Annotated in this window: 22 protein-coding genes; 8 read left to right on the top strand and 14 right to left on the bottom strand. The window is 75.6% G+C overall.

What is annotated here, in order from left to right:
• The first annotated feature begins 244 nt into the window (after window positions 1-244).
• A complete protein-coding gene (locus BX285_RS21215) occupies window positions 245-421 on the top strand; it encodes an antitoxin (RefSeq protein WP_097239430.1) in 177 nt (58 codons plus the stop codon).
• A gap of 76 nt (window positions 422-497) precedes the next feature.
• Here BX285_RS21215 and BX285_RS37445 read toward each other — a convergent pair whose 3' ends face one another.
• On the bottom strand, window positions 498-644 hold the full coding sequence (locus BX285_RS37445; RefSeq protein ID WP_183107121.1) for a hypothetical protein: 147 nt from the start codon (window positions 642-644) through the stop codon (window positions 498-500).
• Window positions 645-717: 73 nt separating this feature from the next.
• Between BX285_RS37445 and BX285_RS21205 the strand changes: the two genes are divergently transcribed.
• Together BX285_RS21205 and BX285_RS21200 are read left to right on the top strand one after the other, a co-directional pair.
• On the top strand, window positions 718-1329 hold the full coding sequence (locus BX285_RS21205) for a TetR/AcrR family transcriptional regulator (RefSeq protein ID WP_097239428.1): 612 nt from the start codon (window positions 718-720) through the stop codon (window positions 1327-1329).
• Entirely contained in the window at window positions 1326-2753 is a 1428-nt protein-coding gene (locus BX285_RS21200; RefSeq protein WP_097239427.1) for an MFS transporter, read from the top strand. The genes BX285_RS21205 and BX285_RS21200 overlap by 4 nt, the downstream gene beginning before the upstream one ends.
• 177 nt (window positions 2754-2930) lie before the next feature.
• Here BX285_RS21200 and BX285_RS21195 read toward each other — a convergent pair whose 3' ends face one another.
• Window positions 2931-4346: an MATE family efflux transporter gene (locus BX285_RS21195; RefSeq protein WP_183107120.1), complete on the bottom strand. Its 1416-nt coding sequence runs from the start codon at window positions 4344-4346 to the stop codon at window positions 2931-2933.
• A 224-nt stretch (window positions 4347-4570) separates the two neighbouring features.
• Between BX285_RS21195 and BX285_RS21190 the strand changes: the two genes are divergently transcribed.
• Both BX285_RS21190 and BX285_RS21185 read left to right on the top strand, forming a co-directional pair.
• Window positions 4571-5122, top strand: coding sequence for a PadR family transcriptional regulator (locus BX285_RS21190; protein WP_121176427.1), 552 nt, complete (start codon window positions 4571-4573; stop codon window positions 5120-5122).
• A gap of 163 nt (window positions 5123-5285) precedes the next feature.
• Window positions 5286-6155 carry a class I SAM-dependent methyltransferase gene (locus BX285_RS21185; RefSeq protein ID WP_259470615.1) on the top strand — a complete coding sequence of 290 codons (870 nt, stop codon included), beginning with the start codon at window positions 5286-5288 and terminating at the stop codon, window positions 6153-6155.
• A gap of 36 nt (window positions 6156-6191) precedes the next feature.
• On the opposite strand, the gene BX285_RS21180 is transcribed toward BX285_RS21185, so the two are convergent.
• A complete protein-coding gene (locus tag BX285_RS21180; RefSeq protein WP_097239424.1) occupies window positions 6192-7268 on the bottom strand; it encodes a TIGR03617 family F420-dependent LLM class oxidoreductase in 1077 nt (358 codons plus the stop codon).
• Between the two features lie 102 nt (window positions 7269-7370).
• On the bottom strand, window positions 7371-7979 hold the full coding sequence (locus tag BX285_RS21175; RefSeq protein ID WP_097239423.1) for a TetR/AcrR family transcriptional regulator: 609 nt from the start codon (window positions 7977-7979) through the stop codon (window positions 7371-7373).
• A 114-nt stretch (window positions 7980-8093) separates the two neighbouring features.
• Between BX285_RS21175 and BX285_RS21170 the strand changes: the two genes are divergently transcribed.
• Window positions 8094-9593, top strand: coding sequence for a carboxylesterase/lipase family protein (locus BX285_RS21170; RefSeq protein WP_097239422.1), 1500 nt, complete (start codon window positions 8094-8096; stop codon window positions 9591-9593).
• A 155-nt stretch (window positions 9594-9748) separates the two neighbouring features.
• Here BX285_RS21170 and BX285_RS21165 read toward each other — a convergent pair whose 3' ends face one another.
• The 7 genes from BX285_RS21165 to BX285_RS21135 all read right to left on the bottom strand — a co-directional run bounded on the left by BX285_RS21165 (window position 9749) and on the right by BX285_RS21135 (window position 16784).
• Window positions 9749-10585, bottom strand: coding sequence for an ABC transporter permease (locus BX285_RS21165; RefSeq protein ID WP_097239421.1), 837 nt, complete (start codon window positions 10583-10585; stop codon window positions 9749-9751).
• Window positions 10582-11637: an ABC transporter ATP-binding protein gene (locus tag BX285_RS21160; RefSeq protein ID WP_121176424.1), complete on the bottom strand. Its 1056-nt coding sequence runs from the start codon at window positions 11635-11637 to the stop codon at window positions 10582-10584. Before BX285_RS21160 ends, BX285_RS21165 begins: the two co-directional genes overlap by 4 nt.
• Window positions 11638-11782: 145 nt before the next feature.
• Window positions 11783-13210: an RtcB family protein gene (locus tag BX285_RS21155; RefSeq protein WP_306458901.1), complete on the bottom strand. Its 1428-nt coding sequence runs from the start codon at window positions 13208-13210 to the stop codon at window positions 11783-11785.
• A gap of 62 nt (window positions 13211-13272) precedes the next feature.
• Entirely contained in the window at window positions 13273-13728 is a 456-nt protein-coding gene (locus BX285_RS21150) for an archease (protein ID WP_097240478.1), read from the bottom strand.
• A gap of 134 nt (window positions 13729-13862) precedes the next feature.
• A complete protein-coding gene (locus tag BX285_RS21145) occupies window positions 13863-15107 on the bottom strand; it encodes a styrene monooxygenase/indole monooxygenase family protein (RefSeq protein ID WP_121176422.1) in 1245 nt (414 codons plus the stop codon).
• A 156-nt stretch (window positions 15108-15263) separates the two neighbouring features.
• Window positions 15264-16016: a thioesterase II family protein gene (locus BX285_RS21140; protein WP_121176419.1), complete on the bottom strand. Its 753-nt coding sequence runs from the start codon at window positions 16014-16016 to the stop codon at window positions 15264-15266.
• A 123-nt stretch (window positions 16017-16139) separates the two neighbouring features.
• Window positions 16140-16784, bottom strand: coding sequence for an ATP-binding protein (locus BX285_RS21135; protein WP_259470614.1), 645 nt, complete (start codon window positions 16782-16784; stop codon window positions 16140-16142).
• A gap of 214 nt (window positions 16785-16998) precedes the next feature.
• Here BX285_RS21135 and BX285_RS21130 point away from each other — a divergent pair, with 214 nt between their 5' ends.
• A complete protein-coding gene (locus BX285_RS21130; protein ID WP_121176414.1) occupies window positions 16999-18573 on the top strand; it encodes an AMP-binding protein in 1575 nt (524 codons plus the stop codon).
• 151 nt (window positions 18574-18724) lie between these two features.
• Entirely contained in the window at window positions 18725-18913 is a 189-nt protein-coding gene (locus BX285_RS21125; protein WP_121176412.1) for a hypothetical protein, read from the top strand.
• Between the two features lie 57 nt (window positions 18914-18970).
• On the opposite strand, the gene BX285_RS21120 is transcribed toward BX285_RS21125, so the two are convergent.
• The 3 genes from BX285_RS21120 to BX285_RS21110 all read right to left on the bottom strand — a co-directional run bounded on the left by BX285_RS21120 (window position 18971) and on the right by BX285_RS21110 (window position 26328).
• On the bottom strand, window positions 18971-19960 hold the full coding sequence (locus tag BX285_RS21120) for an ABC transporter ATP-binding protein (RefSeq protein WP_097239415.1): 990 nt from the start codon (window positions 19958-19960) through the stop codon (window positions 18971-18973).
• A 135-nt stretch (window positions 19961-20095) separates the two neighbouring features.
• A complete protein-coding gene (locus BX285_RS21115) occupies window positions 20096-22960 on the bottom strand; it encodes a hypothetical protein (protein ID WP_121176409.1) in 2865 nt (954 codons plus the stop codon).
• Complete coding sequence (locus tag BX285_RS21110) at window positions 22957-26328, bottom strand: FtsX-like permease family protein (protein WP_121176406.1); 3372 nt, start codon at window positions 26326-26328, stop codon at window positions 22957-22959. Before BX285_RS21110 ends, BX285_RS21115 begins: the two co-directional genes overlap by 4 nt.

The following is a 26328-nucleotide window of genomic DNA, read 5'->3' as shown; positions in this document are numbered from 1 at the left end:
GCGCGGTCCGGGGGTGGGACGGTCCAGCGGGGTGGGGCGGTCGAACGGGGTGGGGCGGTCGAACGGGGAGGTCGAGCGACGGCTGCGCAACTTCAAGGCGACTCCTTCCGACGGGCCGTGAACTCCCGATTTGACAGGACCGGAATCGCGTTGCCAAGCCCGCCGCACGCCCTGCGGGATGCGCGTCGGGGGATGCGCGGTGATATTGGAGGGGTGGGGCCGTCTCATCCGGGAGTGTGACCACATGTCCATGATGGATAAGCTCAAGAGCCTGCTGAAGGGCCATGAGGAGCAGGCCGACAAGGCCGTCGACAAGGCGGGAGACGCCGTCGACGAACGCACCCAGAGCAAGTACAGCGGCCAGGTGGACGCGACTCAGGAACAGCTGAAGAACCAGTTCCGCGACGAGCCGCCGCAGTAGCCGACCGCCGTCGGGCCGCGACCCGACCCGCTCCCCTGCCCGCTGCCCCGGTCCGGCCGTTCGGCCGGGCCGGGGTTCAGCTTTCCGGCACCGTGCGCTCGGGGGCCGTGTCCTCGCCGGCGCCGCAGTTCTCGCATTCCCCCGGCCCGGGCCACTCGCGCAGCCGCCCGCACTCCGGGCACACCCGGTCCAGCCGACAGGCCGACTCGCCGCCTTCGTCCATGCCCCGATTCTGCCCGGGCGCCCGCGGAGGAGGCGAGTAGACACTGTCTACGACCGACTGGTAGACAGTGTCCATGACCGATGACGACAGGGACCTCCGGGCCCGACTGGTGGCCGCCGGCGTCGAACTGGTGGCCACCGGCGGCGTCCAGGCGCTCGGGCTGCGCGAGATCGCCCGCCACGCCGGGGTCTCGCACGGCGCCCCCCGCCGCTACTTCCCGACCCACCGCGAACTGCTCGCCGCCATCGCCCGGCACGGCTTCGGCCGGCTCACCGACACCCTGGCCGGCGCCGACGCACTCGCCGCCGCCACCGGCGCCGACGCCCGCACCCGCATCGACGCACTCGCCCGCGCCTACCTCGGCTTCGCCGCCGCCAACCCCGGCATGTTCGAGCTGATGTTCCGCCACGACCTGCTGGAGGGCAGCGGAACGGACCTGCGCCGGACCTCGATGCCGCTGTTCCTGACCTTCGCCGGCCTCGTCTCCGAGGTCCACCCGCAGCACGACGACCCGACCGCCGCCACCGCCGCCCTCTGGTCCAACCTCCACGGCCTCGCCCAACTCCGCGCCTGGGGCAGCCTGCAGCTCATCACCGGCAGCGAGGACATCGAACCGCTGCTGCGCGCCGTCCTGGACACCCACCTCGGCATCCTGGACACCGACCTCGGCCGGGCCGCCCGGTGACGGCGCGCCGCCACCAACGGCTCACCCTGACCGCGAGCATCACCGGCGCCGTCCTGGTCGCCCTCGACGGCACGGTGCTGACCGTCGCCCGCCCCGTCCTCCAGCACGACCTGCACGCCTCCGTCGCGGCCGTCCAGTGGGCCGGCTCCGGGTACCTCGTCACCGTCGCCGCCCTGCTGGTCTTTGCCGGCCGGCTGGGCGACCGGTACGGGCACCGGCGGGTCTTCGCCCTCGGGGTGGCGGGATTCGCGGCGAGCTCCGCCGGGATCGCGTTCGCGCCCGGCATCGGCTGGGTGATCGCCCTGCGCGTGGTCCAGGGCGTGGCGGGCGCCCTGCTGCAGCCGGCCACCCTCGGCATGCTGCGCGCCGTCTGGCCCGCGGACCGCCTGTCCGGCGCGATCGCCGTGCGCACCGCCGCGATCGCGCTCGCGAGTGCGGCCGGGCCGCTGGTCGGCGGCGCGCTCACCGCGCACTTCGGCTGGCGGTCGGTCTTCGTGCTCGGCGTCCTGCCCGCCGCGGCCGCCCTCCTGTCGGCCCTCGCCGTGCCCTCCGCAGTCGCGCACCCCGGGAGCTCCGCGCGCGACGGCGGTTCGGCTCGCGACGGCGGTCTGGACCTGCCGGGCGCGGCCCTGCTCGCACTCGCCCTGGCCGGCCTCGTGCACACGCTGATCGGTCTGCCGGACACGGGCTGGTCGGCGACGACGTTCCTCGGCCTGGTGGCGGCCGGGTTCCTCGCCCTGGCGCTGGCCCGGCACGAGCGGCGCACCGCTCACCCGCTGCTGCCGCCCTCCCTGCTGCGCTCACCGACGGTCGCGGCGCCGCTCGGCGTCCTGCTGGCCGCCTCGGCGGCGCTCCAAGGCGTGCTGTTCCCGGCCACCTACTACCTGCAGGACGTCCTGGGGCTCGACGCCTTCCGGAGCGGTTTGCGGGCGGCCCCGCTCGCGGTGGCGATGATTCTCTCCGCGGTCGGGGCGGCCCGGCTGGCGAAACGTCACGGCGAGCGCGCCGTCGTGCTGTCGGGGATGGGCCTGCTCACCACGGGCGTCCTGCTCACCGCCCGGCTCGGGCCCGGTACCGGGACGTTCGCGATCGCCGTCTGCTTCCTGCTGCTCGGTACCGGCTTCGGCGCGGTGATGGCCACGGCCACCGCAGCGGTGGTGCGGGGCGCGTCCACCGCCGAGGCGGGCGTCGCGGGCGGGCTGCAGCAGACCGTGATGAACATCGGCCCGGCCGTGGGCATCGCCCTCGCCACCACCACGGCCGGACGGGCGGATCCCGGCGCGGCACTGGCGCCCGCCGCCCTGGCGATGGCCGCGGTGGCCGCAGCGGGGACGCTGCTCGCGGCACGGCTGCCGGGCCGGGACGGTGCGGGGCTGCCGGGCCGCGCCGGTGTGCCGGCGCCGGAGTCCGCCCCGCGCCGGTGATGCCGCGCCGGCCGGGACGTCCGCGCCGTACGCCGGTGGGACGTCCCGGCCGGCGGACAGCCGCTGGGGCCCCGGGCGTTCGGCCTCGACCACCTGCCGCACCGGGCCGAGCGGGGTCGCCTCGGCGTCTCCACCTGCGTCACGAAGGCGAGTTGGGGAGGGTTGCGACGCGGTACGTCATTCGACCGGCCGAAGTGCCCGTGCCGCGTCCCCCTGTGCCTGTTCCTGCGCCTGTTCCTGCGCCTCTGCCTGCGAGTGCGCCGGTGGCTGCGCCTGTGCCGACGGCCGCGGGCGGCGGGTGAGGAGCGCGAGCAGCGCGAGCTGCACGGCAGCACCGGCGGCCGGTCCGAGCCAGACGCCCGAGATCCCGAGTGGCCCCGACAGGGCTGCGGAGGCGGCGAGTTGGACGCCGAGCCCGAGCAGGACGGAGAGCACCAGCGGACGGCCGGCCCCCGCCCCCTGGTGGACCCCGCCGAGGGCCACCACCAGGGCGTACGCGAGCAGGTAGAGCGCCGCCATCCGCAGGAAGCCGACGGACTGCGCGGCCACCGCCCGGTCGTCGGTGAACAGCGCGGTCAGCGGGGCGGCGAGCGCCGCGGACAGCAGTGCCGCCACCGCACCGAGGCCTGCGGCGAGGCGTCCGGTGTCGCGGCGCAGGGTCCGCAGCGCGGCGCCGTCTCCGGCGCCGGTGAGGCGGGCCGCCTCGATCGCGCCGGCCTGGCGCAGCGCGTAGAAGGCCATGGTGACGACGAGCAAGATGCGGTAGCCGACCCCGTACCCGGCGACCGCCGCGACGCCGAAGCCCGCGACGAGCCCGAGTTGGGCGGTGCCGACGGCCATCCGGGCGGTGAAGTCCAGGCCGAACGGTGCTCCCGCGCGCAGGATCCGGGCCGCGGCGCCGCCCACTCCCCCGGTTCCGAACACTCCTCTGGCGCTGCCGTCGGCCGGCTGCCACGGGCGGCGGCGCCGCAGCAGCCGCAGGGTGACGGCGAGGGCGATCGCGCGTGACAGGGCCAGGGCCAGTGCGGCGCCCGGGACGCCGAGGGCTGGCAGCGGGCCGGAGCCGAGGATGAGCAGGGGGTCGAGGGCGAGCAGCAGAGCGTTGGAGAGCAGGGCGATCCGCATCGGGGTGCGGGTGTCGCCCGTGCCCTTGAACAGTTCGTCGGCGACGCGCTGTGCGAAGAACAGGGCGAAGGCCGGGAAGGCCACGGTGAAGTACTCGGCGGCGCGGGTGGCGGCCTCGCCGTCCAGGAAGGCGCCCGCCAGCCGGTCCCGCAGCAGGAAGCCGGGCACGGCGAGCGCGAGGCTGCCCGCGGCGCAGAGCCGCCAGGCTGCCCGGGTGGTGCGGGCGGCCTCGGCGGGGTCGTCTGCGCCGAGGCCGCGGGCGAGCCGGACGCTGGTCCCGGAGGCGACCACCAGGACGAGCCCGAGGAGCAGGTTCTCGACGGTGCCGGCCAGTGTGACGGCGGCGACCGCGGCCCCGCCGAGGCCGGCCACCCAGAGCGTGCCGATGACCGAGGCGACCACCCCTGAGAGCAGTTCCGCGTAGACGGGTACGGCCAGCGCCGTGAGTCGGGGCAGATGCCCGCGCATGTTTCCTCCCCTGATCCGGCTGTTCCCCCGCCTTGGGCGCGACCGTGCCCGGTCCCGAACGGCAGCCTCGAATAGAGATACCTCGCTTCGAGGCACATCGACAAGAGGTAACATGACCCCGGCACCAGGCGCACACGACCCGGCACACGTCACCGGGCGCAGTAACGGGGCGCACGTCACCGCGCGCACCACACGGGGCGCACTCCGACGGAAGGGCTTCGACCGTGCTGACCCTCGCGATCCTCGGCTTCCTGTACGACCAGCCGCTGCACGGCTACGAGCTGAAGTCCCGGATCACCGGCCTGACCGGCCACGTCCGCCCGGTCAGCGACGGCGCGCTCTACCCCGCCATCGCCCGGCTGGAGAAGTCCGGCCTGCTGTCCCGCCGCACCGAGCCCGGCACCGGTGCCGCACCGCGCCAGACCCTGGAGCTGACCGGGGAGGGCCGGGCCGAGCTGCTGCGACGGCTGGCCGACCCGGAACAGGCCGAGATCACCGACCAGATCCGCTTCTTCACCCTCGCCGCATTCCTCCACCACCTCGCCGACCCGCCCCGGCAGGCCGCCGTCCTGCGCCGCCGACTGGCCTTCCTGACCGCGCCCAGCAGCTTCTTCTACGACGGCGACGGCCATCCGGTCACCGCGGAGCGCGAGCCGAACCCCTTCCGGCGCGGCATGCTGCTGGTCGCGCGCGCCTCCTCGACGGCCGAGCGGAGCTGGCTGACCGGAACCATCGCGGACCTGGAACGGCTCACCCCTCCCGGCGCAGCGGACTGACCCGTCCGACCCGAACGGCACGGGGGCGGGCCGTCGGAATCCGGCCCTTCCGGTCCTGGTTCCACCGGGCCCCGGCGTGGCTATGATGATCCGCCTCACGTCCTCGGCGTCCCCTCCGCGGCGTGACCCGCCACCGCGCCCCGCCGTCCCCCTGGAGGCCGCCGTGCCCAATGCCGAGACCTCAGCCGCCCGCCCCGCACCGGTGAAGCGGGACGATATCCCCGGTTGGTTCTTCAGTCTGGACCGGGCCGCGTTCGGGCACCTGCTGTCCGCCCAGAGCGCGGCCGGCGTCACCGGCGACATCCTGGAGCTCGGCAGCTACCTGGGCCGCAGCGCCGTCCTGCTCGGCGACCACCTGCAGCCGGGCGAGCGGCTGACGGTCTGCGACCTGTTCGACTCCGAGGCGGGCGACGCGGACAACGCCGCCGAGATGGCCATGTCCTACCGGAAGACCCTCACCCGCAGCGCCTTCGAGGCCAACTACCTCGCCTTCCACCGCGAGTTGCCCGAGATCGTGCAGGCGCCCACCTCGGTGCTGGCCGACGGCCGGATCCCGGCGGGCAGCTGCCGGTTCGTCCACGTCGACGCCTCCCACCTGTACGAGCACGTCGCCGGGGACATCGCCGTCGCCCGGTCCGCGCTCGCCGAGGACGGCCTGGTCGCCCTGGACGACTACCGCTCCGAACACACCCCCGGCGTCTCGGCCGCGGTCTGGGAGGCGGTCTTCACCGGCGGGCTGCGGCCGGTCCTGCTCACCCCGATGAAGTTCTACGGCACCTGGGGCGACGCCGCGGCCGTCCGGGAGGTCCTGCTGCGGCGGGACTGGCGGGCCGGGGGCTACACCGTGGACGAGGACACCATCGCCGGATCGGCCGTGGTGCGCCTCAACTACCAGGTCAAGCCGCCGGTCGAGCGCTCGACCTCGCGCCGGCTGGCGCTGGACCTGCTGCCGCCGGTCGCCACCAGGGCGACCCGCCGGATGCTCCGGACACTGCGCGAGCGGCGCGCCGCACCGCCGGTGCCGAACGCCTGAGCCGAGCCGAGCCACGGCATGCCATCGGCCCGGCCCTCAGCCCAGTGCGCGCACCGCGTCCAGCACGTCCGGGCCCAGCTCCGGGTCGGCGTCCTCGGGCAGGCTGACGGACAGCCGGGTGACCAGGCCCGCGTACCGGCGGTGGATCTCCCGGGCGGCCTCCTCGACCGGCCCGGACACCGCGAAGGTGTCGAAGACCTCGTCGTCGATCAGCGCGGCCATCTCCGCCCAGCGCCCGCGCACCGAGTGGGCGTGCAGCTCCTCCTGCAGCCCCTCCCAGCCGTGCTGCGCCAGCACCGGGCGGTAGGCCGGCGTCGAGGCGTAGAACGCGAGCCGCTCACGGGTCGCGGCCCGGTTGGCCGCCAGCTCCTCCTCGGTGCGCCCGGTCGCGGTGAGCACGTTGCCGACCACCTCGAACGGCCGCTCCGTCCACCCGGCCCCCTCCGCCTCGGCCCGCGCCCGCTCCTCGGTCAGGCCGGGCAGCACCTGCTCGGCCAGGTACGCGGTGGAGGTGAACGGGTGGCTCAGGAAGCCGTCGGCCACCGCACCGGCGGTGCGGGTCATCAGCGGTCCGACGCCCGCCAGCAGGATCCTCGGCACCCCGGACGGCACGGGGTCGGGCGAGAAGACCGGCGTCATCACCGTGTGGGTGTAGAACTCGCCCCGGAAGCGCAGCCGTTCACCGGTCTGCCAGCTGTGCCAGATCGCCCGCACCGCGTGCACGTACTCGCGCATCCGGGCGGCCGGACGGTCCCAGGGCATCCCGAAGCGCTTCTCGATGTGCGGCTTGACCTGCGAGCCCAGCCCGATGACGGCCCGTCCGCCGGAGGCCGCGTGCAGCCCCCAGGCCTGGTAGGCCAGGGTCATCGGGGTACGGGCGAAGGCCACGGCGATGCCGGTGGCCAGTTCGATCCGCGAGGTCCGGTCGGCGGCGCGGGCGAGCTGGAGGAACGGGTCGTAGGCGGTCTCGGCGACCACCAGCCGGTCCATGCCCCGGCGTTCGGCCTGCTCGGCCGCGTCCAGGATCCCCGCCGGGTGCCCGGAGGCGGTGGCGTCGAGGCGGAAGGCGGCGGGACGCGGGTCGGCGGGGCGCGGGTCGGCGGGTCGGTCCATGGCGGTGCTCCTGGTCACGGGCTGCGGTGCTACCCCGGTAGCCTGCCACGCCGCCCGCCCCGCCCTGTGCCTACCGCTACCGACCCGTGCGGCCCGCCCCCGTCAGCCGCTCCCCCCGGCCGCGAACAGCCGGTCCAGGTACCGGTCGACGGCGGTGAGCGCGGCGGCCGGCTCGACCACGTCCAGCTCCAGCAGCGTGGTGAACCCGCTGAGCGCGAGCAGCAGGTCCGTCTCCACGGCCGGGTCGCGGTCGGCCGCGATCAGCCCGTCGGCGATCGCCTGCCGGACCACCTGCTCCACCGTCGCCCGCCCCTGCAGCAGCCCGTCCCGCGCCCGCGCGTGGACCTGCTCGTCGTGCAGCGCCTCCAGGACGTAGGCGGCGCTCATCCGGCTGGTCGCGCGCGCGTCGGCGTGCAGGGGCAGCAGCTCGACCAGCATCACCCGCAGCACCTCGCGCGGGTGCGGCGGGTCCCCCAGCTCCCCCAGCGCCCGGCCGACCCGCAGCGCGGTCTGCTCGCCGGCGAAGTCCATCGCGAAGGTGAGCATCGCCGCGCGGGAGGTGAAGTAGTGCTGGAGCTGTCCGAGCGAGATGCCCGCCTCCTGGGCGACCTCGCGCATGGTCAGGTGCGTGGCGCCGCGCCGCTCCACCACCCGCCACAGCGCCCGCGCGATCGTCTCGCGGCGCTCCCGGTGGTCCACCTGCCTGGGCATCGCCTGCCACTCCTCCGAGCCTGTTCCACATCCGTCCCGGAGCAGTTTCCCATACGCTTGACATAATACAACTGACCTATAACGCTGGTGGCATTCCGAGGGAGGAGACTCCACATGCTCGTCCATCCCGTCGCCCACACCACCGAGGGAACCGTCCGCGGCCTCCTGGACCGGGGGCTCGCGGTCTTCCGCGGCATCCGCTACGCCCAGCCGCCGGTCGGACCGCTCCGCTTCGCCGCCCCCGTCCCTCCCGAGCCCTGGGACGGCGTCCGCGAGGCCTTCGAGTTCGGCCCGACCGTCCCGCAGTCCGGCCCGTTGCCCGCCGAAGCGGCCGAGGGCAGCCGGGGCACCGACTGGCTCACGCTCAACGTCTGCACCCCCCACCCCGACCGGACCGGGCTGCCGGTGCTGGTCTGGATCCACGGCGGCGGCTACATGTCCGGCACCGCCGCAGACCCGCTGTACGACCCGGTCGAGCTGGCCCGGCACGGGCTGGTCGTGGTGAGCATCAACTACCGCGTGGGCGCGGAGGGTTTCGCCCTGCTGGAGGGCGCCCCGGCCAACCGGGCCTTCCTCGACCAGATCGCCGCCCTGGAGTGGGTGCAGCGCAACATCGCCCGGTTCGGCGGCGATCCCGACCGGGTGACCATCGCCGGGCAGTCCGCCGGCGCCGGGTCGGTCGCCGCGCTACTGACCATGGACAAGGCACGCGGGCTGTTCCGGCGGGCCATCGCCCACAGCGTCCCGGGCAACCTCTGCACCCCGGCCCTGGCCGCCGAGGTCACCGCCGAGCTCGCGAAGCTGGTCGGCACCGCCCCCACGGCCGCCGCCCTGGCCGAGGTCGCCCCCTGGACCCTGGCCGCGGCGGTCACCGACCTCGGCGCCGAACTCCCCCGGCACCTCGCGCGCTGGGGACGGTTGGCACAGGCCGGCATCGCCACCGTCCCGGTGGTCGACGGCGAGGTCCTGCCCGGCGCGCCCTGGTCCGTCCTGGCCTCCGGCCGGGTGGCGGGCGTCGACCTGCTGGTCGGTCACACCCGCGACGAGTTCCGCCTGTTCGGCGTCCTCAGCGGCCGGCACGGCACCTTCACCGACGAGGAGGCCGGCCTCGCGCTGGACCTGCTCGCCCCGGCGCCGTCCGGGCCGGACCGGTACCGCGCCGCGCACCCGGGGGCCACCGCCTCGGACCTGCTGGAGACGGTCAGCTCCGACGCCCTCTTCCGGATGCCCTCGCTCCGACTGGCCGAGGCCAACTCCGCCGCCGGCGGCACCTCGTACCTGGTCGAACTCGCCTACCCGGCCCCCGCGATGGGCGGCCTGTTCGGCGCCTGCCACGGCCTCGACGTCCCGCTGGCGTTCGGCAGCCTGGACAGCCCGATCGGCCGGCACTTCCTGGGCGAGCCGCCCGCCCCGGAGGCCGTCCGGCTCTCCCGGGAGCTGCAGCAGGGCTGGGTCCGGTTCGTCACCACCGGCGACCCGGGCTGGGCCGCCTTCGACCCGGAGCAGCAGCTCACCCGGGTCCTGGACGCCCGCTCGGAGACCGTCCGCTACCCCGAGCAGGCCTCCCGCGAGATCTGGGCCGGGCACCCGCTGACCGCCTACGACCTCGGCTGACGGCGGCACGGCGGCAGGCCCCGTCCGCGCCCGCGCGGGCTGCGCGACCGGGGACGGGGCCTGCTCCTGACCGGTCCCGGGCGGCCCCTGCCACGGCCGCCGGCGGGTGTCTCGGGTCTTTGCCGGGTCCGCGACGCGGGCACGGTGCCGTACGGCTAGATCGCCAGGTCGCGGCGGTCCAGGAACCGGAACGCCGCCAGCAGGCCGAGCAGCCCGACGCCGGTCAGGACGCCCAGCGCCGCCCACGGCACACCGCCGTGGCCGAGCACGTCGCCCGGGGCGTAGTAGTGGAACGGGCTGAGGTAGCGCAGCGGCCGGGCCGGGGACCACGCCAGGGCCACGAAGTTGAGCGCGAAGCCGACCGCGCCGAAGACGACGGCCGCGCCGACCACGTACGCCCGCCGCCGGCTGACGGCGGACACCGCCAGCACCGGCCCGGTCAGGCAGAACGCGAGGGCGCAGCCGAGCAGGCCGGCGGTGAACACCGCGCTCTCCGGGACTGCCTCGCGCAGCTTCGGCGAGAAGGCGACGCCGAGCGCGACGGTGAGGGTGGCGGCGGCGTTGAGCGCCACCGAGGCCGCGATCAGGGCACCGGCCCGTTCGGCGAGCAGTCGGCGCCGGGAGACCGGGCGGGTCATCAGCAGCTCGATGGTGCCGGACTCGACGTCGGAGGCGACGGCGGCGGCACCGAGCGAGCCGATGACGGTGAGCTGGAGGGCGATCCAGAACGGGTGGGTGAGCCCGGCGCCGAGCAGGCCGGGGTAGCTGGCGATGGAGACGTCGCCGTTGGAGCCGCTGAACGCCCGGAACGCGCCGGGCGGGTTGCGGCGGGCGGCGCCGAACAGGTCGCCGGGCGGGACGGTTCCGGCGATCACCACGATCAGGGTCTCGAAGACGACCACGCCCAGCAGCAGGGAGAGCAGCATCCGGCGGCGCCGGTGCAGGGCGAGCCAGACCAGTGGGAGGCGGCGGCTGACGGTGCTCGGGGTCACGGGCGCTCCTCGGTGGCGGTATCCGGTCGGCGATCCTCCGTCGGGAGGGGAAGCTCCGTCGGCAGCCGGTCGTCGTTCGAGCGGTAGAGGTCGAGGAAGGCCTCGTCCAGTCCGGCCTCCTCCACGGTCAGGTCGGCCACCGGCAGTTGGGCCAGCAGGGTGCGGACGGCCGGGACCACCTCGTCCGGCGGCACCAGCAGCTCGACCCGGGGGCCGTCCCAGCGCGGGGACCACCGTTCGGCGGCGCCGAGCGGGCGGGCGCCCAGCCCGTCGGCGAAGAGCAGCCGGACCCGGCGGGCCCGAGCCTGGCGCAGTTCGGCCACCGAGCGGACGGTCACCAGCCGGCCGTGGCGCACGATGGCGACCCGGCCGCAGGTCCGCTGCACCTCGGGCAGCACGTGGCTGGAGAGCAGGACGGTCCGCCCGGCCGCGGTCTCCTCGGCGAGCAGTTCGTAGAAGGTCTCCTGGACCAGCGGGTCCAGCCCCTCGCTCGGCTCGTCCAGCACCACCACGGGCGGCCGGTGCTGGAGCGACTGGACGAGCCCGAGCTTCTGCTTCATGCCGCGCGAGTACTCCCCCACCGGGCGGGCCAGGTCGGCCCGGGAGAGGGTCAGCCGCTCGCACAGTTCGCGTTGGCGCGGGACTGGGGCGCCCTGGAGGGCGGCGAGCAGGTCGAGGGTCTGCTGACCGGTGAGTTCGGGGTAGAGGCGCAGTTCCCCCGGCAGGTAGCCGATCGAGGGGGCGAGCCGGCGGTGGTCGGCCACCGGGTCCAGGCCGAGCACCCGGACCTGTCCGTCGCTGGGGCTGAGCAGGCCGACCAGGCAGCGCAGGGTGGTGGTCTTTCCGGCGCCGTTGGGGCCGAGCAGGCCGAACACCTCCCCGGCCGCGACGGACACGTCCAGCTGCTCGATGCCGACCGTGTCGCCGTAGCGCTTGGTGAGCGAGCGCAGCTCGATCACCGGGCCGGTGCCGTCCTCCGGCCCGTGGGGGTCGCCGTTCCCGGGCATGACCACCTCCTGCTCCTGGTGCTTGGTACGGGCGTACGTGCGCATGGGCGTACGTGCGAATGCGTGAATGGGCGTGCTGCGGCGGATGCGTACGGCGCGTCCGACATCAAAGCGCGGCCGGCCGGGCGAGTCGAGGGACGCGGCCGGGTCGGTTTCCGGCGGGAGGGACAGGTCCGGGCCGGGCGGCCGCTCAGCCCTTGCAGACGCCCAGCGGCACCAGGCGGGCGACCTGCCGGGCCAGCCCGGCGGCCTCGGTGACGGCGGCCACCGCGTCGACGTCCTTGTACGCCTCGGGCGTCTCCTCGGCCAGGGCCCGCCACGAGGCGGGGCGGACGGCTATGCCGCGCGCCTCCAGGTCGCTCTTGAGGCGTTCGCCGCGCACCGTGCGCAGCGCCTGGTGCCGGCTCAGCACCCGCCCGGCGCCGTGGCAGGCGGAGCGGAAGGCCTCGTTGCCGGGCAGGCCGACCATGACGTACGAGGCGGTGCCCATCGTGCCCGGGACCAGCACCGGCTGCCCGGCCGCGGCCAGGTCGTCGGGCAGGTCGGGGTCGCCGGGCGGCAGGGCGCGGGTGGCGCCCTTGCGGTGGACGCAGAGCGTCCGGGGCACGCCGTCCACCTCGTGGGTCTCCAGCTTGGCGAGGTTGTGCGAGACGTCGTAGACCAGTTCCAGGCCGATGCCGAGCGCGGTCGCGAAGGCGCGGCGGGCGGCCTCGGAGAGCAGTTGGCGGTTGGCCCGGCCGTAGTTGGCGGCGGCGGTCATCGCGCCGAGGTAGGCGCGGCCGCGCGCGGAGTCGACCGGGGTGCAGGCGAGTTGGCGGTCCGGGAGGTCGATCCGGTAGCGGTGCAGTTCGCGGTCCATGGCGCGGACGTGGTCGGTGCAGATCTGGTGGCCGAGGCCGCGCGAACCGCAGTGGATCATGACGCAGACCTGGCCGGGCCGCAGGCCGAACGCGGCCGCGGTCCGTTCGTCGTGGACCCGGTCGACGGCCTGCACCTCCAGGAAGTGGTTGGCCGAGCCGAGGCTGCCGACCTGCTGCAGTCCCCGTTCGACGGCCCGGGTGCTCACCTCGCCGGGGGCCGCGCCCTCCAGCACCCCGCGGTCCTCGCAGCGCTCCAGGTCGCGCGGGACGCCGTGGCCGTGCTCGACGGCGTAGCGCGCGCCGCCGAGCAGGAGGTCGTCCAGCTCCTCCGGTCCGGACAGCTGCCACAGGCCGCCGCGGCCCAGGCCGCGCGGGACGGTCCTGTCCAGCAGGTCCATCAGGCGGCGGATCCGCTCGGGGTCGAGTTCGTCGCGCTGGACGCCGGCGGCGAGCAGGCGGACTCCGCAGGAGATGTCGAAGCCGACGCCCCCGGGCGAGACCACCCCGCCCCGGTCGACGTCGGTGGCGGCGACCCCGCCGATCGGGAAGCCGTAGCCCCAGTGCACGTCGGGCATCGCGTAGGAGGCGCGGACGATCCCGGGCAGTGTCGCCACGTTCGCCACCTGCTCCAGCGCCTTGTCCCCGACGGCCTGGGGCAGCAGCGCACTGCTGGCGAACACCACGCCGGGCACCCGCATCGGCGGGCGCGGCTCGATCCGCCAGCGGTGGCGGCCGGCCTCGGTCAGTGCGATCTCCACCTCGCTCACCTCGCCCGCCCCGTTCGTGTGCTCGTGGTATTCGTGGCTGTTCGTTCGTCTGCTCAGACGTCCACGGTGACCCGGCACGTCCAGCCGTCCGGCCCGGCCCGCAGGTCCAGGTCGTGCAGCGAGACGGCCTTCGGGACGGCGCCGACCAGGGCGGCGGTGGCGGCGTCGGCCATCCGGAAGCGGACCGCCACCGTCCGGGCGCCGTCCAGCCCCTCGATCCGGCCGATCGCCATCGCGACCGGCAGTTGGCCGTCGGCGTCCATCCGGTAGATGACCTCCTCCAGGACGCCCACCAGCAGGTCCGTGTCGCTCACCGCGACGACGGTGCAGCCGCGCTCGCCGACGATCCGCGCGCCGCTCAGGTCGGCGAAGCTGTCGACCACGGCACGCACCAGCTCGCCGATGCAGCCCTCGGCCGTCGGCGCCCAGGCTTCCACCCGCAGGTCCGCCGTGTGCGGCACGCTCCGGTAACCGCTGCCGGACCGGTCCGCGGGCTCGCGTCCGTCCACGGGCGACGCCTCCCGCACCCGTTGTCGTCTTCCTTCCAGCCTCGTCCCGCGGACGGGCCGGGGGCAAGTGCGGCCGGGCTCGGCCCCCCGGAGGGCGCTCCCGGGGGCCCGGTCGGGCCCCGGCAAGAAACCCCTTACCGCGGGGCGGCCACCGAGGCGAGGTAGGCGGCGGTCAGCTCGGGGGTGGCCAGCCAGGCGGCGTGGTCGCTCGGTTCGGCGTAGGTGTTGGCGAGGCGGCGGGCGACCTCCTCGTGCTCGGCGGCGGCCGCGAAGACGCCCTGCAGGTGGTCCGGCATGGTCAGCATCGAGGTGGTGAACTCGACGGTGTGGCGGGCGTGCTGCTGCCAGAACCGTTCCGCGGTGCGGCACATCCAGTCGGCCGTGAACGGGGCGTCGCCGTGCTCGACGACGGCCCGCCGGTAGGCGTCGGCCGCGCGGGCGGCGCTGTTGGCGCCCTGCCCGGTGATCGGATCGTTCACCACCACCGTGTCGCCGAGGCCCAGGACGTGGACGGTGTCCACGCCGGAGCCCAGCTCGGCCACCGTGCGCCGGACGGTCGGGGTGACCGCCCCGAAGAGCCCGGCCCCCGCGTCGGTCGGCTCGGCCTGCGCCCAGAACTCCGCCTCCCAGGGCAGGTACTCGCCCAACAGTGCGCGGATCCGGGCCAGTTGGACGTCCGGCGGCGGGGCATCGCCGAACACGTCCAGCGGGCTGCCGGGCACCGCCTCCCAGAGCAGGATCGCGCAGGGGCCGGAGAGCGTGAGGGCCGGCTGCAGGTACAGCTCGCCGAGGCCGGGCAGGGCGTGCATCCGCGCCCGGGGCTCGGCGGCCGGGTCGGGCGACCCGACACCGTGCGCGTACAGGCAGGACAGCGCCCGCTGCGGCCGGTCGAACGGCGAGCGGCCAGGGTCGCGGGCGAAGACCCCGTCCGGTCCGCCGCGCCCGGCGGCGACCACGGTCAGCTCGTGCCGGCGGGCCAGCTCGTACAGGCCGTCCCGGTCCAGCGAGCGGTACTCGACCCGGGCGCCGCGCTCGGCCAGCAGTTCCAGCCAGCCAGCCAGCTTGAGCCGCTGGTCGACCGACTGGGCGGGCTCGTCGAGCGTCATGGTGAATTCCAGCGCCCGCACGGCCGGCGGCGCCGCCAGTACGGCCTCGACCGAGGAGACCGCCGGGGCCCGGTCCGCCCAGAGGTCCAGCCCGGCCGCCGCCTCGATCCGCAGCGCCGGGCCGAACATCGCCTGGGTGGACAGCACCCGCCCGCCGCGCACCTGCTCCGGGGTGCGCTCGGCGACCAGCGTCACCTCGTACCCGTCCGCCTGCAGCCCGAGCGCGAGCTGCAGACCGGCCTGGCCCGCTCCGACGACGGCGATCCGGCGCAATGCTGCCTCCCGATGCTCTGTTGACGGCCCGTCATACACGGCCCCGGTCATGCAGGACAGTAGCCCAGCGGGCGGGGCGCGGTCACCGGTACGGACACCGAACGGGCCGTCGGACAGGCCGTCGGAGGGGGTAGGCCGGTGCGGGCCGGGCGGGGCTCAGCCGGGCAGGTGGGCGGTGAGCGCCCGGACGACCTCCTCGGTGCGGTCCGCCAGGTAGAAGTGCCCGCCGGGGAAGACCTGCAGGTCGAAGTCGCCGGTGGTGTGCCGCTCCCACTGGGCGACCTGCTCGACGGTGGCGTTCGGGTCGGCGTCCCCGACCAGGCCGGTGATCGGCACCGACACGGTCGCGTCCGGTGTGCAGCCGTACGTCTCGATGGCCGTGTAGTCGGCCCGCAGGGCGGGCAGCACCAGCTCGCGCAGCCCGTCGACGGTGAGGATCCGCTCGTCCGTGCCGCCCAGGCTGACGACCTCCGCCAGCAGCTCGTCGTCCGGCAGCTTGTGCACCGAGCTGTCCCGGGTCAGCGAGGGCGCGCGGCCGGCCGAGACGAGAAGCCGCTCGGGCCCCTTCACCTCGTCGCGTTCGAAGCGCCGGACCGTCTCGAAGGCGACGGCCGAGCCCATGCTGTGGCCGAAGAAGGTCAGCGGACGGTCCGTCCAGTCCTGCAGCTCCCGGTAGAGCTCGTCGGCGAGGCCCGCCACCGAGCTGATCGGCTGCTCCAGGAACCGGTTCTGCCGGCCCGGGTACTGGACGGTGAGCACATCGGCGTACGGGGCCAGCGCGTTGGCGTACTCCAGGTAGTAGCTGGCGGAGCCGCCGGCGTGCGGGAAGATCACGACCCGGGCGGGCGCGGAGTCGGACGGGTTGAACCGGCGGAACCACGGGCTGTCGACGGCAGCGCTGCTGGGCATGCGGGGTGTGACCTCTCTCCGTGACGGACTCTGCTGCCTCCAGTCTGTCAGCGCGGGCGCGGCCGCGGGGTGTTGTGGTGATCACGCGGACCCCTCCGGTGTGTGCCGGCCCCTGCCGGTCGGTCAGCGCGTCGCGTTTTCGGCGCCGAACTCCACCGACCGGGCGCGGGAGCGGGAGACGGCGTCCAGCAGCAGCACGGACGAGGCCTCGGGCGTCGGCAGCGGCCCGCCGGACCGCACGTGCCGGGTGAAGGCGGCCAACAGCCGCTCCAGGCCCCGGCGGTGGCGGGCGAACACCCGGGCCTTGGCGTGCCGTCCGCGGGCCCGCTGGCCGTCGAGCGCGGTGGCGGCGCCGACGTCCAGCAGCACCAGGTGCAGTTCGCGGCCCCGGCGGGCCGCCTCGCGGGCCAGCCAGCGCCGCATCCAGGCGCGGCTGCCGCAGTCGTGCACCAGCAGCGGCCCGCCGCGCCGCACCGAGGAGCGCAGCAGCCGGAAGTGCTCCAGCCGCGCCCACGGCCGGTAGACCGCGTACGGCAGGGCGGCCGGCATCACCGCCTCGCAGGCCTCGTGCACCGTGCGCGGGTCGACGGTGCGCACCCGCGCCGCCCCGGACCAGCGGCGCAACAGGGTGCTCTTCCCGGCGCCGGGCAGCCCGGACACCACCACCACGGCGTCCGCCGGGTACGCCGCCACGAACTCCGCCCCGGCCTCGCCCCGCAGGTCGACCACCCCGCGCGGCGCCACCACCGCATCCACGCTGCTGCCCACCGGCCCCCCGTTCACGTCCGAGCGGGAACCCTAACAACAACGCCCGGCCGCGCGCTCGCCGACGGCCGGCGACCGCCGATGACTGCTGCCGACCGCTGCTGACCACCGGCTGCCGCCTCGTGACCGCCGGTGCGCGTGGGGCGGCGGCGCACCGCCGTGCACCCCAGGGGAACCCGTCCACTAGGCTGACGCACCGTCAAACAGGAGGCAGGCCATGGCTGGAGCGGGTCCGACGTACACCGGGCTGGTGCTGGAGGGGCTGGCCCGGGATCCGGGGCGAGTGGCGATCCGCTCCGGGAGCGACGCGCTGACCGGGCAGGACTGCCTGGACGCGGTGCACCGGCTGGCCCGGGCGCTGGAGCGGGCCGGGCTGGGGCGCGGGGACGGGGTGACGGTGCTGGCCGGGAACCGGCCGGAGGCACTGCTGGTGCGCCTGGCCGCGAACCTGCTGGGCTGCCGGGTGGCGATGCCGTACCCGGACGCACCGCCGGCGGAGCAGGTGGCGCTGACGGATTTCGCCGGGACGGATGCGCTGGTCTTCGACCCCCGGCGCTGCTCGGCCGCGGCGGCCGGGATCGCGCACGCCCTGCCCGGGGCCGTCCTGTTCGCCCTCGGCCCGGCGCCGTTCGGGCTCGGCACGGACCTCCTGGAGGCCGCCGCCGACTGCTCCCCCGCCGCCTTCGAACCGCAGTACCGGCCCGAGGACGTGATGGCGGTGCGGTTCACCGGCGGCACCACCGGACGGCCGAAGGGCGTGCTGCGCCGGTTCGCCCGGCCGCCGCGCCCGGCGCTGCTGTCCGCCTCGACGTTCCTGCTGTGCACCCCGCTCTGCCACGGCGGCGGGAGCTCGGCGGACCTGGCGCTGGCGGCGGGCGGCACGGTGGTGCTGCAGGACGGGTTCGACGCGGGGGCCGTGCTGGCGGCGGTCGAGCGGTACCGGGTGACCCGGACGTACCTGCCGCCGCACCTGCTCTACCGGCTGCTGGACCATCCGCTGCTGTCGGCGACGGACACCGGCAGCCTGCGCCGCGTCGGCTACACCGGCTGCCCTCCCTCGCCCCGCCGGCTGGCCGAGGCGACCCGCCGGCTGGGCCGGGTGCTGCACCAGACGTACAGCCTGACGGAGTGCGGGCCGGTCGCCCGGCTGAGCCCGGACGAGCACCTGGACCCGCGGCTGCTGACCACCGCGGGCCGCCCGTACCCGGACACCGGGGTGCGCGTCCTGGACGGGGACGGCACGGAGCTGCCGCCGGGCCGGACCGGGGAGCTCTGGGTCCGCACGCCGACGGCGATGGCCGGGTACTGGCGCGATCCGGAGCTGACCGCGCGGGTGCTGCGGGACGGCTGGCTGGACACCGGCGACCTGGGCAGCCTGGACGCGGCCGGCTACCTCACGGTGGCGGGCCGGCGGGATCCGATGGCGATCGTCGAGGGGCACAATGTGTTCCCCCGCGAGATCGAGGAGCCACTGCGCACCCACCCGGACGTCCGCGAGGCGGTGATGTTCACGACCGCCGACCCGGACCGGCTGGAGCGGGTGCACGCCGCGGTGGCCCTGGCCCCCGGCTCCCGGACGACCGCGGAGCAGCTACGGCGCTGGAGCCGGGAACACGGGCACGCCCGGTGCACCCCGGACACGGTCCTCCTGCTGCCCGCGATCCCGCTGACCGGCCTCGGGAAGCCGGACGTCGCCGTACTGCGCGCCCTGGTGGCCGCCGCCGAGGCCGGGCGGACCGACGGCGGGACCGGGCGGGCCCCCGCCGTCGCAGGGGCGCGCGACGGGGTGTGACGCGCCCTGCCAGTGCTTCGAGCGCCCATGCGGGCGACCTCTCGCGCGGCCCCCGGCGGGAAGAACCGTCCGTGGGCACTCGACCGTGCGGGCCGACCTGCCGATACATCCCGCGGCGAGGTACCCCGCACCGTCCCCAGGAGGCACTACCTTGACCTGGCTACGCGTCCTGACCGCACTGGGCATCCTCGCCGTGGCGGCCAGTGCCCTGCTCGTCTTCGCCCTCTGCACCGCCACCGCCCGCGGCGAGCGCGCCGCGCGGGAGGAGCCGCCGCCCGACCTGCGGACGGACGCCGAGGGCAGCGGCCTCTTCCAGCGGATGGGCGGCGGCGACAGCTGACGCTGCACCAGCCGCTCCGCCCGCACCACTCGCGCCGCCCAGGCCTCCCGAGCCGGCTCAGTGCCCGGCGATGTCGTCCGGCCGGACCTCGATGTGGTCGGCCGCGAGGTCGACCGCCACCCGGTGCTCCATGCCGAGCGCCTCCAGGAACTTCACCGGCAACTGCACCCGCCCGGTGCGGTCCAGCATCACGTACTCGCGCTCGTTGACCGACTCCTCGCCGTGCTCGTCCGTGACGGTACGGCGCAACACCTCGCTGCTGGTCCGCCCGTCCCGGATGGCGACCGTGCGGCGCACCTCGCCGGCGACCATCGGGTCGTGGGTGACGATGACGACCGTCGCGCCGAGTTCCCGGTTGACGGTGCGGAAGGACTCGAAGATCACTCCCGCGGTCTCGGAGTCCAGCTCGCCGGTGGGCTCGTCCGCGAGCAGCACCGGCGGGTTGTTGGCCATCGCCACCGCGATCGCCACCCGCTGCTGCTGACCGCCGGAGAGCTCGTCCGGGCGCCGGTGGGCGAGCGCGCCGATCTCCAGCGCCTCCATCAACTCGGCCACCCGGGCCGCCTGCCGCTTCGCCCCGCCGGTGCTCGACCGGCGGCCGCGCAACTGCATCGGCAGGGCGATGTTCTCGGCGGCGGTGAGGAAGGGCAGCAGGTTGCGGGCCGTCTGCTGCCAGATGAAGCCGACCACCTCACGGCGGTAGCGCAGCCGCTCCCTGGCGGACATCTCCAGCAGGTCGCAGCCGGCCACGGTGGCCGTGCCGGCGGTCGGCACGTCCAGCCCGGCGAGGATGGTGAGCAGGGTGGACTTGCCGCTGCCGGAGGCTCCGACCAGGGCGACCAGGTCGCCCTGCTGGATGGTCAGTTCCAGCCCCTGGAGGGCCTGGACCTCGACGCCCTCGGCGCTGAAGATCCGGACCAGCCGGTCACAGACGATGGCCGCGCCCTCGCCGTACGCCTTGGGCGCGGCGGCCGCGAGCGCCCGCTGCCGGAGTTCCTGCAGGCTGGGGGCCTCGACGACCGTCTGCCCCTGGGGGGTGCTGTTCACCGCTCGTCTCCTGTCTCGACTGTCTGCTTCGTCCCGCACTGCCTCGTCCGGCGCTGCCTCATCCCGCTGCTCCCACCGCTCCCCGCCGCCACGGCACCGCCACGGCCCGCCCGGCTCCTGCACCCGGCTTCCGCGTCATTGCCGCTCCCCCGCGCGCAGTTCGGTGGCGATCTGGCGCCGGCCGGCGATGAGTGTCTCCAGCACCACGACGAGGCCGACCAGCAGGGCCAGGCCCGCCGTGGGCAGCAGCACCGGCAGCAGCGCCGGGGCGAGCACGTCGCCGACCCTGGCGCCGACCAGGGTGGAGATGTCGAAGGCCGAACCGAGCAGTCCGACGGCCGCCGTGGCGACCAGGCCGCCTCCGACGGCTGCCGCCAGGGCCTGCGGCATCGCCTCGGCGACGATCAGCGCCAGCCCCTGCCGGGGGCGCAGGCCCATGGTCCGCAGCCGGGCGAGCACGGCCGTGCGCTCGGGCGCGGCCCGGAACAGCGTCAGCAGGACGGCCAGCACGGCGAATCCGGCGCCGGCCGCGGCCGCGTACCAGAACAGCCGTCCGGCGGCGTGCTGCAGCGGGTCGTCGGCGAGCGCGGCCGAGGTTTCCCGGCTGCTGCGCACGTTGTACCCGGCGGGCAGCCCGTGGGTGCCCCGGCCGCCGGCCGCGGCCTCGTCCGCGAGCCGCTTGGCGAGGCCGGTCGGCTGGGTCAGGCCCTTCTCCCGCAGGGTCGTCCTGACCTGCTCGGGGTCGAGGTCGCCGACCGCGAACCAGCTGTTCACCTGCACCTTCTCCGGCAGGCGTTCGGCCGCGGGCCCGGCGGCCACCACGACGAACGGCAGGCCCGGGTCCGGCAGCGCCGGGGTGGCGTCGACGATCCCGGCGACGCTGGTGCGCAGCTCGTTGCCGTTGGGCGTGCGCACCTTGGCGGCGCCGGTGCTCAGCCGCTTGACCAGGTCGCTGCTGAACAGTGCGGGCAGCGGGGTGTCCGGGCCGCCGGGAGTGCCCGCGAGCTTCGCCGGGTCGAACTCGCCGATCCCGAGCGTGCGGGCGATCTCGGCGTACGCCTTCGGCTCGACGACCACCAGGGAGGCCCGGGTGTAGTCCTGGTCGCCGCCGATGAAGGTGGCCTTCGGCTCCACCCACGCCGCGGTCGCGGCGCGGGTGCCCGGCAACTCGCCGGCCGCCTTGGTGAACTCCTCCGAGAGCTTCCCGTACGCGGGGATGGTGACGGAGACGTCGCCGCCAGCCATGACCTGCGCGGCGCGCGTCCGGCTCTGCTCCACCGTGTCGAGCACGGTGGCGCCGAATCCCGTCGTGGTGACGGCGATCAGCAGCGCGAGCAGCGGCAGCACGGACGGGCTCCGGCGGCCCGAGGAGTCCCGGGCGGCCCGGGCCAGACCCAGGAAGGCGACCAGACCACGGCCGCGGCCGGCCAGCGCCGCCAGCCGGCCGACCACCAGCGGCTCGATCCGGGCGAGCAGCAGGCCACCGGTCACCGCGAGCAGCAGCGGGGCGGCGACCAGCAGCGGGTCTGGAGCGGCGCCGGCCTGTCCGACGCCGCGGCGCCGCACCTCGACCACGGCCGCGACGGTGACCGCCAGGACGACGAGCTCGCCGACCAGCCGGCGCCGGCCGCCGCCGGCCCGCTCGCGCGACCACAGCAGCGCGGCCCGGGCGGGGAAGGCCAGCAGCGCGAGCAGCGTCGCGGCGAGGGCCGCGAGCACCGCGTCGCCCCACCGCGGGGTCGGCAGCAGGACCAGGGCGAGCGCGGTCGCGAGCACGGCGGCGGGCAGGACCGTCACCAGGCCCTCGCCGAGCAGGCGCCGCAGCACGCCGAGGAGCGAGCCGCCGCGGGCCCGCAGCAGCCGGATCTCGGCGATGCGCCGGTCGGTGGTGAGCGCGGCGGCCAGGAACAGCACCACCGCGGCGACGCCGGCGACCCCGGCGGGGCCGATCCCGCTGAGCGGCCGCGCGGCCTGGAGGCGGGTGTCCGCGCTGGTCAGGATGGAGCTCAGCAGCGCGGAGGTGTGCAGGTCGGCGCGGCCGGTCACCCGACCGAGGAGCGCGGCGTCGGGCCCGGAGACGAAGGAGTTGAGGGTGCTGCGGGTCCGGTCGAGCTGGTCCGCGCGCAGCGCGGCGACGTCGACGGGCAGCCGCCAGAAGTCGTCGACCGTCCAGCCCCAGGTGGCCAGCGTGCGCAGGCTCCCGCCGTCGAGGAAGCCGGTGGTCTTCAGGAAGTCGTTGCCGTTGTTCCCGGCCTGGAAGCAGGCGCGGTCCGGGCAGCCGATGTCCTCCCAGTACGGGTCGCGCGGGTCGTTGACCCGGTAGAAGCCGGTCACCACGCTGACCAGCGGCTTGCCGGTCACGTCGGCACCGTTGTCGACGTGGTCGCCGAGCTTGATGCCGATGGCCTCGGCGGCCTGCCGGCTCACCACGATCGGCAGCGGGGCACCGGGGTCCGCGGCGCCCGGCCAGGCCCCCTCGACCAGCGTCACCCGGTCGGCGAGGCCCTGCAGGTAGACCAGGGAGAGGCCCGGCGGGTTGCGGTCGCCGACCCGGGTGTAGTTCGGGTTGTTCATCGGCCCGTAGCCCGTGCTGCGGGCACCGTGGGCCTGTCCGGCAACGGCCAGCGGCAGCTTCGCACCGACCCGCTCCAGGAGCACCTTCTGGACGGTGTCGAGGACGGGGCCGGCGTCCTCCGGCCTGAGCCTGGACGTGGTCTGCAGGCTGGTCGCGGTGAGGCCGCGCTGGCTCACGAAATCCCGCAGCGCCGCGTCCGCGCCCCGGTCGGCCAGCCGGGGGAAGGCCGCCGCCAGGAAGATCGTGACGAACGCGAGGGCCGCCATGAGCAGGGCTGCGAGCGGGTTCGCGCCCAAGCGGGTGCGGACCCAGCGTGCGGGGCGGTGGTCGTCCCGGTGGTTGCGACGGTCGTTGCGGTGGTGGTTGCGGTGGTGGTTGCGCTGGTTCCGGTGCGCGGACACGGGGGTGTCGGCCTTGGTGGTCACATCTCCTCCACGAGGCGCAGCCGGGAGGCCACGTTTCGACCGCGGCGTCCGATCAGGAAGGCCGACAGCAGCGGGACAACGGCGATCGCGAGCGTGAGCAGCAGGACCTGACCCACCGGCAACCGGATCACTGCCTCGGGCAGCGGCCGCCTGGCGGCGGAGGTCAGCACCATGAACGGCACGATCAGGTGGACGAGCAGGGCTCCGAGGACGACGCCGACGACGCTGGCGAGCCCGATCAGCAGGCCGTACTCGGCCGTGGTCGCGCGTCGCACCACCCGGCGGGGTGCGCCCAGGGCGAGCAGCAGGGCGGAGTCCTGGGTGCGTTGCCGGGCGGAACCGGCCACGGCGGCGCCGAAGCCGATCGCCGCGAGCACGGCGGTGGCGACCGCGATCGCCATCAGCGCGCTCTGCGGGGCGGCCCCGACCGGGTCGCCGAGGAGGCGTTCGGAGGCCTCGTCGTAGACCTGGACGTCCTGGCCCCCGGGGGCGGAACGCAGGGCGGCGGCGGCCTCGGCCGGAGTGCGGTCGCCGGGGCCGGAGGCGGGCAGCCACCATTCGGCGCGGCCGGACAGCGAGCGGCCGTCCTCGGCCAGCAGCCGGGCGGTGGTGGCCAGGTCGATGACCAGCGCGTCGCGGCCGGCCACCGGTACGGCCTCGACCACACCGGTGATCTTGACCGAGAGGGTGGTGCCGGAGACCGGCACCCGGATGGTGTCGCCGACCGAGGCGCCGACCATTGCGAGGTAGCCGCGGGTGGCGACGCCGGACAGGATCGACGGCGCCGCCGCTACGGACGGGCCGGCCGGGCCGACGACGGTCCGCAGGGACTCTCCGGTGCCGTCCGCGAAGACGTAGCTGACGCTCAGCAGCCGGTCGTCCTGCGCCGGGCCGGGAGCGACGACGGCCGTGGGCTTCCCGTTCGTGGGCCGGGGCAGCGCGGCGGCCTTCCAGGACAGGCCGGCCGGCACCGCGACGGGGGCGGCCGCCCCGTCGGCGGTGTCGGAGACGGCCAGCCGGTGGATGGTGAGCTCGCCGGCGGCCCGGTCGCTGAAGCTCACCGTCGCCCCGACCACGCTGAGCGGGGTGGCGGCCGAGCCCGCCGGGGCGCCGGTGAGGTCGCTCAGCGAGGCCGAGGCGAGCAGGTCACCGCTGATCGGGAGGCCGGCGAAGGGGGCCTTGTGGATGTAGCCGAAGCGGTCCCGCAGCAGGAGCGTCACCTCGGGAGGGGACTGCCTCAGGGACCGGCCACCGATCACGACCTGCTGTGCGTCGAACTCCTGGCGGATGGAGAGGTCGGCGTCGATCCGCAGCGGGTGGCCGGGCAGCGGGACCTCGGTCTGCGCCCCCTCGGCGGCGGGGGCGACCGGGGCGGCGGGCGCAGCGGGGGCAGCCGGGCTGGGCGGGGCGGCCAGGGGGGCGAAGAGCTCCTGGCGCGTCTTCCCTGCCAGCAGGTCCTCGCGGACCGGGACGCGGTCGGCGAGCGCGGTGGTGTCCGTGGCGAGCATCTGCCCGGTGCCACCCGGCAGCGCCTGCTCCCAGCGCACCACCTGGAGCAGCCGGTCCCCGCCCGGCAGGGCGCCGTAGCGGCCGCCCTGGCCCATCAGCGGGCTGTTCGCGGCGGAGATGCGCAGGCCACCCGCCGTGTCGAAGGAGGCCCGGTCGCGCTGGGAGGCGGTCCAGGTGGCGTGCTGGCCGAGGGCGAGCACGCCGGTGGCCACCGCCAGGACGAGCAGCAGCACCGGGCCGTTGGCGCGGGCCGGCTGACGGGCCAGCTGCCAGCCGACCATGGCCGGGCCGAGGCCGCGCCCCCTCGCGGCCACCCGTGAGCCCAGGACCGCGGCGAGCGGCAGCAGGCGCAGCACGATCAAGGTGCCCGCGCAGAGCGCGAGGGTGGGGGTGGCGACCAGCAGCGGGTCGATGCCGAGTTCCCCGGAGGAGTCGGCGGACAGCCCGCCCCCGTACTGGTCGAGCTGCTGGTAGGCGAGGACGGCCAGCACCAGCACGGCGAGGTCGCCGCCGTTGCGCGCCACGCCGGAGACCAGGGCCTGACGGCGACCGGTCCTGCGGCGCAGGGCGGCTCCGGCGCCGCGCAGCAGGCTCGGCACGGCGGCCAGCACCACGGAGGCGAGGGCGCAGACCAGTGCGACGGGCCACAGCGTCCAGCCGATGCCGGTGTCCAGGGTCACCCGGTGGGCCCGGCCGAGGCCGCCCAGGACGTGGACCAGGGTCGGGGTGAGCAGGGGCGCGAAGACCGCCGCGGGGGCGGCGAGCAGCAGCAGCTCCAGGGCGGTGAAGCCGCCGAGGCGGGTCCCGGAGGCGCCGCGGGCGGCGAGCAGTTCGTTCTCCCGCTCCTGGCGGGCCGCGATCAGGCGGACGACGAGCAGCAGGGCGGCCGCGGCGAGCACGGCCAGCTGCAGGGCGCCGATCAGCAGGGTGGACCGGGCGACCACCATTCCGGCCGTCAATTCTTTGATGACGTCGGAGAGTTCGGTGTTCACGCCGAGGGACGCGGTCTTCCGTGCGTCGTCCGTCAGGGCCTGGACGCGGTTGCCGAGCGCCTGGGCGGTGGCCTGGTCGACGGTCGCGAAGTCGGCGTCGAGCAGCCAGCCGCGGCTGCTCTGGGTCAGGCCGCCCGTGCTGAAGGCGCTCTGGTCGACCATCATCGGGCCGTAGGTGGTGAAGCCGCCGGTCTCGACCTCGTGGCCGCCGACCGGGTCGATCCGCCAGTACGGGTCGAACGGGTCGAGCGCCTGGTAGACGCCGGTGACACGGACGGTCAGCGGCTTGCCGTCGAGCCGGTCGACGAGCGGTACGTCGGCGGGCAGGGCCTGCCCGGTCAGACCGAGGCGCGGCAGCACGGCCTGGGGGACGGCGACTTGGGGAGCGGCGGACCGGACGGGACCGGCGACGGCAGCGGGCCAGGCGCCGGCGACCAGTCGGGTCCGGCCGCGGTCGACGTCGGCGAGGACCGTCAGGTCCGCCTTGTCCCCGGTGGCCCGAGCCGCCGTACCCTCGGTGCCGGCCGTGCCCGCCGTGCCCGTTGTGCCGGCGACCGGCAGGCCGTAGGAGCGGCTGCGCAGCAGGCTGTCGGTGCGCACGGGCAGCTCGCCGAAGAGCTTCTGACGGTAGGCGGCGAGCGCCGCCTCGTCCTTCTCCCGCTGGTCCGCGCCGTGTTCGGCGGTCACCACCACCGTGGTCCGGAGATGGCCGGGTCCTTGGAGCGCCTGCCGCAGGCCTGCCTGACCGACGCCGCTGTTGAAGGTCACCAGGGCGGTCAGCACCGCCGTGGCGATCAGCACCGTCAGCAGGACGGCAGCAGCCAGCGGCAGTCGCCCGCGCAGTCTGCGCACGACGAAGCCGAGCAT

The sequence above is a fragment of the Streptomyces sp. 1114.5 genome (assembly GCF_003635085.1).
GTDB lineage: Bacteria > Actinomycetota > Actinomycetes > Streptomycetales > Streptomycetaceae > Kitasatospora.
The sequence above is the reverse complement of the archived record's forward strand: the minus strand, read 5'-3'. Positions and strand labels throughout refer to the sequence as shown.